Origin of the sequence: Hydrogenophaga sp., assembly GCF_028698005.1 — a bacterium.
Taxonomy (GTDB): Bacteria; Pseudomonadota; Gammaproteobacteria; order Burkholderiales; family Burkholderiaceae_C; genus Hydrogenophaga.
In genome coordinates, this window is record NZ_JAQVEJ010000234.1 from 1 (window position 1) to 3,222 (window position 3,222).

Annotated in this window: 5 protein-coding genes; 1 reads left to right on the forward strand and 4 read right to left on the reverse strand. The window is 66.3% G+C overall.

Translation table 11 applies throughout. From position 1 onward, the window contains the following. Positions 1-296, forward strand: a 296-nt coding sequence (locus PHQ87_RS15230) for a S16 family serine protease (RefSeq protein ID WP_300236215.1), incomplete at its 5' end; no start/stop codon positions are given. 33 nt (positions 297-329) lie between these two features. On the opposite strand, the gene PHQ87_RS15235 is transcribed toward PHQ87_RS15230, so the two are convergent. Genes PHQ87_RS15235 through PHQ87_RS15250 form a run of 4 tightly spaced genes read right to left on the reverse strand, consistent with a single transcriptional unit; the run spans position 330 to position 3,212 of the window. Beyond that, complete coding sequence (locus tag PHQ87_RS15235; protein WP_300236217.1) at positions 330-932, reverse strand: hypothetical protein; 603 nt, start codon at positions 930-932, stop codon at positions 330-332. After that, positions 929-1,300 (reverse strand): GtrA family protein, encoded by a 372-nt coding sequence (locus PHQ87_RS15240; protein WP_300236220.1) that lies wholly within the window; start codon positions 1,298-1,300, stop codon positions 929-931. Before PHQ87_RS15240 ends, PHQ87_RS15235 begins: the two co-directional genes overlap by 4 nt. Continuing rightward, positions 1,297-2,262, reverse strand: coding sequence for a glycosyltransferase (locus PHQ87_RS15245; RefSeq protein WP_300236223.1), 966 nt, complete (start codon positions 2,260-2,262; stop codon positions 1,297-1,299). Before PHQ87_RS15245 ends, PHQ87_RS15240 begins: the two co-directional genes overlap by 4 nt. Continuing rightward, a complete protein-coding gene (locus PHQ87_RS15250; RefSeq protein ID WP_300236226.1) occupies positions 2,259-3,212 on the reverse strand; it encodes a UDP-glucuronic acid decarboxylase family protein in 954 nt (317 codons plus the stop codon). The genes PHQ87_RS15245 and PHQ87_RS15250 overlap by 4 nt, the downstream gene beginning before the upstream one ends. Positions 3,213-3,222: the final 10 nt, after the last annotated feature.

Genomic DNA, 3,222 nt, shown 5'->3' on the forward strand with positions numbered 1-3,222 from the left:
GCATCAGCGAGCCGGCCGCCGATCTGGCGGTGATGCTGGCCATCACCTCCAGCCTGCGCGGCAAGGCCCTGCCCAAGGGTTTCATCGCCTTCGGCGAGGTCGGCCTGGCCGGCGAGGTGCGCCCGGCGCCGCGCGGCCAGGAGCGTCTGAAGGAAGCCGCCAAGCTGGGCTTCAGCGTGGCGGTGGTGCCCAAGGCCAACGCACCGAAGAAGAACGACAAGACCTTCGAAGGGCTGACGATCCACCCGGTCGAGCGGATCGAGGATGCGATGAACCTGGTGCGGGGCATGGGCTGAGCCGCCCGCTCAGCACCCGGTGCCGCCGCGGCATCACTGACACCGGTAATCCGGCTCCAGCACACGGCCGCGGCGGAACGGATCGGTCAGGTCGTCCGAGTACTCGCCCATCAGCAAGCGGCGCTTGGGCAGGAAGTGCTGGCGAAAGAAGCGGCCGGCGCTGGCCACGCGCTCGCCCTGAGGCGTCAGCTTCACGCACCCGTTCTCGATGACGATCGTGCCCGACTCCAGCTGCTCGGTCAGGCGCACGTCCACCAGCCGGTGCTCCACCATGTACTCTTGGGTGAACACGTCCTCGAAGGCCGACTGGCGGATGCCTCCCCCGCGCTGCTGGAGCTTTTCCAGCAGGTAGAACGACAGCGAGCGATCCACCACGGTCGGCACGGAGATCGCGCTCGCATAGCCCAGCAGCAGCCAGATGACGAACAGTTGCAGCTTCTCGAACCCACCGAGCGGCCGGAAGCAACGCAGCCCCAGCAGCAGGCCGCCCGCCAGCACGGCGGCGATGACCCCGTCGGCCATCGCGGCATAGAAGACCACGTTGACCGTCAGGAAACGGACGTGTATCAGGTACACGGCCACGAGCAGGACCGCGAACAGCGCCGTGGCCCACAGCGCGCGCCAGCATTTCGTCATTTGAAGACCAGCCATTTGTTCCCCAGATAGCTCAGCACGACCTGCACCCCGGTGGCCAGCAGGAAGCCAATGCGATAGTCCAGCCCCCACAGGTCGCTCCAGATCCCCAGCAGGACCGTGTGCAACAGGGCGATCGATGCATAGAGCCCGCCAAAGCGGCCCAGTTGCCCCAGCCAGGGCTGCGCCGCCCGCCGAAAGACGAAATAGCGGCTGCCGATGAACGAGGAGGCGATACCCAGCAGCGCCGCGCAGCCGTTGGCCAGGCCTGCCGATGCCAGCCCGAGCACCTCCAGATTGAAGGTCAGCGCGCCATAGTGCACCGCCGTGGCCACCAGGCCATTGACGCCGAATCGCAGCAGTTCCGTCACATGGCCTCGCCTGGCACCTCGACCGGCAGCACCTGGTCGATGAAGTCCCGGTACGCCACGGAGGTCGCCACGCTGCCGCTGCGCACCACACCGGTGAGCATCAGGGTCATCAGGGCGAGGGCGGCCGTCTGCATGAACATGAGCACCAGGATGCCCAGCACCAGCGAGAACCAGCCCGGGGTCGAGAATCCCATGAGCTTCAACCCGATCGCCGCGGCCACCGCCACGACGGACAGGGCGGCGATGGCCGCGCACGCGATGCCGACCCGCACCAGCACATCCTCGGCGAACACCATCAGGGCCTTGAACCCGTGCAAGGCCAGGCCGACGAAGTTCATCTTGGACTGCCCCGCGTACCGCGGCCCGCGGTCCAGCGGGCAGGTCACGGCGCGCAACCGCGACGCCAGCACGGCACCGGCCACATGGATGCCCAGCTCCTGCATCGCCACGAGGCGCCGGACCGCATGGCGCTTGAGCGCCATGAAGTTGCCGAAGCTGATGGCACGGCCCGTCATGACCGAAAAAAACCGCTTGTAGACCTGATAGAAGGCCTTGAAACGGAGGCTCTCCACCCGGCTCTTGCGCTGCGCCACCGCCACATCCACCTCGGGTGAGCGCAACGCTTCCAGCAGCGGCCCGATGGTGGCCGGCACGTCCTCCCCATCGGAGTCCATCACCACCAGCCGTTGCCCGTCGGTCATGTGCTCGGCCGCATACCCGAGTCCGATGGCGATGGCCCGCTGGTGACCGACATTGCGCCGCAGCCGGATGACCACCCCCGCCACCCCGGCCGATTGCAGGGACGCCGGATCGAGCGGCTGCCTGACCGAGCCGTCGTCGACGGCGATGACGTACACGTCGCGACCGAACAGGTGGCCCAGTTCGGCAAACAGGCGGGCGCTGGCCTCCCGGTCCTCGAACACCGGCGTGACAACCAGCAGGGAATGGTCTTTGAGGGTCATGACTGCAACAAGTGTCGGAAGTAGTCGACGGTCCGCTCCAGCCCCTGCGCCAGGGCCACGCGCGGCGCCCATCCCAGCGACGACTGGATCAGCGAGATATCGGGGCGCCGTTGCTTCGGATCGTCGCTGGGCAGCGGTTTGAACACCAGCCGGGACGGCCCGCCGACCATGGTCAGCACCTGGTCCGCCAGCTCCCGGATCGTGAACTCGACCGGGTTGCCGATGTTGACCGGCCCCACCAGATCCGCCGGCGCGTCCATGAAGGCCAGGAAACCATCGATCAGATCGTCCACGTAGCAGAAACTGCGCGTCTGGCTGCCGTCACCATAGATGGTGATGTCCTCGCCACGCAGCGCCTGCACGATGAAGTTGCTCACCACCCGGCCATCGTTGGGATGCATGCGGGGCCCGTAGGTGTTGAAGATGCGGGCCACCTTGATCTCGACACCGTGCTGGCGGTGGTAGTCGAAGAACAGGGTTTCGGCACACCGCTTGCCCTCGTCGTAGCAGGAGCGGATGCCGATGGGGTTGACGCGCCCCCAGTAGCTTTCCGCCTGCGGGTGCACCTCGGGATCGCCGTACACCTCGCTGGTCGAGGCCTGGAAGATGCGTGCCTTGGTGCGCTTGGCCAGGCCCAGCATGTTGATGGCGCCATGGACACTGGTCTTGGTCGTCTGCACCGGGTCGCGCTGGTAATGGATCGGCGACGCGGGGCAGGCCAGGTTGTAGATCGCATCCACCTCGACATACAGCGGAAACGTCACATCGTGGCGCATCAGCTCGAAATGGGGGTTGCCCATCAGGTGCGCCACGTTGTCCTTCACGCCGCTGTAGAAGTTGTCGACGCACAGCACATCGTCTCCCCTGGACAGGAGCCGCTCACACAAATGGGAACCGAGAAAGCCGGCGCCGCCGGTGACCAGAACTCGCTGACGATTGGATATGCGCATGATGAAAGAG

Coding starts and splice junctions, on each gene's coding strand:
- PHQ87_RS15235 (WP_300236217.1), bottom strand. CDS start 932: ATGACGAAATGCTGGCGCGCGCTGTGGGCCACGGCGCTGTTCGCGGTC.
- PHQ87_RS15245 (WP_300236223.1), bottom strand. CDS start 2,262: ATGACCCTCAAAGACCATTCCCTGCTGGTTGTCACGCCGGTGTTCGAG.
- PHQ87_RS15250 (WP_300236226.1), bottom strand. CDS start 3,212: ATGCGCATATCCAATCGTCAGCGAGTTCTGGTCACCGGCGGCGCCGGC.